We start from the raw sequence: 2208 nt of genomic DNA on the forward strand, positions 1-2208 counted from the left end.
TCACCGGCCACGTCATGGGCGATTTGTCGTCGCGGCGCGGCATGGTGCAGGGCATGGACGATATCGCGGGCGGGGGCTGCAAGCCGTGGTGCACATGGAACAGCATCAACTCGGTGCCCGCCCGCGAGGCCAATTGCGCGGCATGGGCGGCCAGCATGGCTGAATCGGCACCGCCGCTGGTGGCCACGGCCAGGCGCGGCGTGGTGCCGGGGAAAGACTGTAGGGTATTGCGCAATGCCGCCATCAGGGCGGCCGAGGGAAAACCGCCATCGGCGGGCGGTGCCTTGGCCCCTGCGGACGATGGCGGCGCGGCGGGGTTCATGGCATTGGCGTGGTCGGCAAGGCGCCAGGCAAGCCGGGCGGCAGGCCCGGCGGCCGCATCAGGCGCGGGTTTCCTGGAATTTGCCGTACGACAGCAGGCGCTGCATGCGCTGCTCGATGAGTTGGTCGGCGCTCATGCCGCGGAACTGGCGCAGCGCATCGCCCAGGGCACGGCGCAGCAGCCGCGCCATGACGCGCGGATCGCGGTGGGCGCCACCCACGGGCTCGTTGACGACGCGGTCGACCAGGCCCAGGTCTTTCAGGCGCGGCGCGGTAATGGCCAGCGCTTCGGCGGCGTCGGCGGCCTTGTCGGCGCTGCGCCACAGAATGGACGCGCAGCCCTCGGGCGAAATGACCGAATACGTGGCGTATTGCAGCATCAGCACGGCGTTGCCCACGGCAATGGCCAGCGCCCCGCCCGAACCGCCCTCGCCGATGACGGTGGAGATGACCGGCACCTTCAGTTCAGCCATGGCGTACAGGTTGCGGCCGATGGCTTCCGACTGGCCGCGTTCTTCGGCGCCCACGCCGGGATAGGCGCCCGGGGTGTCGATGAAGGTAAAGACCGGCAAGCTGAATTTCTCGGCCAGGCGCATCAGGCGCAGGGCCTTGCGGTAGCCCTCGGGGCGCGGCATGCCGAAATTGCGCGCGGCGCGCTCTTTGGTGTCGCGGCCCTTCTGGTGCCCGATAACCATGCATGACGCGCCGTTGAAGCGGGCCAGGCCGCCCACGATGGACTGGTCATCGGCGTACATGCGGTCGCCGTGCAGCTCGTGGTAGTCGGTGAACATTTCGCGCACGTAATCCAGCGTGTAGGGACGCTGCGGGTGGCGGGCCACCAGGGCGGTTTGCCAGGGCGTCAGCTTGCCGTAGATTTCCTTGGCCAGCGTCTGGCTTTTTTGCTGCAGGCGGCTGATTTCGTCGGAGATATCCACCGCTGAATCGGCCTGTACATAGCGCAGCTGCTCGATCTTGTTTTCAAGTTCGGCCAGCGGTTGTTCGAATTCCAGGAATGTATTGCGCATGAAGTATGGTTCCGTTATTGGGCACCTGGCGGATCAGTTCGGAACCGCTTTGGATTCCAGACTGCGCCATAGATACCAGGTTGCCACGGTACGCCAGGGCTGCCATGCCGACGAGACCTCGCGGGCCTCGAAGCGCGAGACAGGCTCTCCGCTGAAGTAGTGTAGCGAGATTGCCTTGAGCAACCCCGGATCGTCCAGCGGCAGGACGTCCGGCCGCTGCAGATTGAATATCAGGAACATCTCGGCCGTCCAGCGGCCGATGCCCCGGATGGCCAGCAATTCCGCCACCACGCTTTCGTCGTCCATGGCGGCCCACTTTTCGGGATGCACCCGGCGTTCGCCGAAATGAGCGGCGAGGTCTTGCACGTATTCGCACTTGCGCTGCGACAACCCGGCCTGGCGCAGTGTAGCGCCGCCTACGCCCAGCACGCCGGCCGGCGTGGGCCGCTTGCCCACCGCGTCAAGAAAGCGCTGCCACAGCGCGTCGCCCGCCTTGCTGGAGATTTGCTGGCCCACGATGGCGCGCGCCAGGGTGACAAAGGGCGTGTGGCGCGAGGTGAGCCAGGCTTCGGCATGCTGCGGAATGATCTTCTTCAGGATGCGGTCGCGGCGCACCAGGTGCGCGACGGCTTCTTCCCAGTAATGCGGCTTGGCGACGGTGGCGGTGTCGGGAGGCATGGCGCTGCGGTTCCTTAGGCGCGACGCCATTGGGTTTGGCCGCCCGGCTTGTCGTCGAGCTCGATGCCGGCCTCGCGCAGCTGGGCGCGAATGCCGTCGGCCTGGGCGTAGTCGCGCGACTGTTTGGCGGCGGTCCGGGCGGCGATCAGGGCTTCGATCTGGCCTGCGTCCAGGGCGGCGGCCG

3 protein-coding genes and 1 pseudogene are annotated in these 2208 nt (G+C 67.2%); all 4 read right to left on the reverse strand.

Annotated features, from left to right (window positions below):
* Positions 1-130: 130 nt before the first annotated feature.
* A pseudogene (locus LPZ50_RS25490) lies at positions 131-322 on the reverse strand (tRNA(Ile)-lysidine synthetase); the annotation flags it as partial.
* 58 nt (positions 323-380) lie between these two features.
* A complete protein-coding gene (locus LPZ50_RS24310; RefSeq protein ID WP_230665412.1) occupies positions 381-1346 on the reverse strand; it encodes an acetyl-CoA carboxylase carboxyltransferase subunit alpha in 966 nt (321 codons plus the stop codon).
* A 33-nt stretch (positions 1347-1379) separates the two neighbouring features.
* A complete protein-coding gene (locus LPZ50_RS24315; protein ID WP_230665413.1) occupies positions 1380-2024 on the reverse strand; it encodes a DNA-3-methyladenine glycosylase family protein in 645 nt (214 codons plus the stop codon).
* Positions 2025-2038: 14 nt separating this feature from the next.
* Positions 2039-2208 (reverse strand): CysS/YqeB C-terminal domain-containing protein (locus tag LPZ50_RS24320; protein ID WP_419195640.1); only part of this gene is annotated, 170 nt, incomplete at its 5' end.

The organism is Bordetella petrii, from assembly GCF_020991325.1.
Classification (GTDB): Bacteria; Pseudomonadota; Gammaproteobacteria; order Burkholderiales; family Burkholderiaceae_B; genus Bordetella_A; species Bordetella_A petrii_E.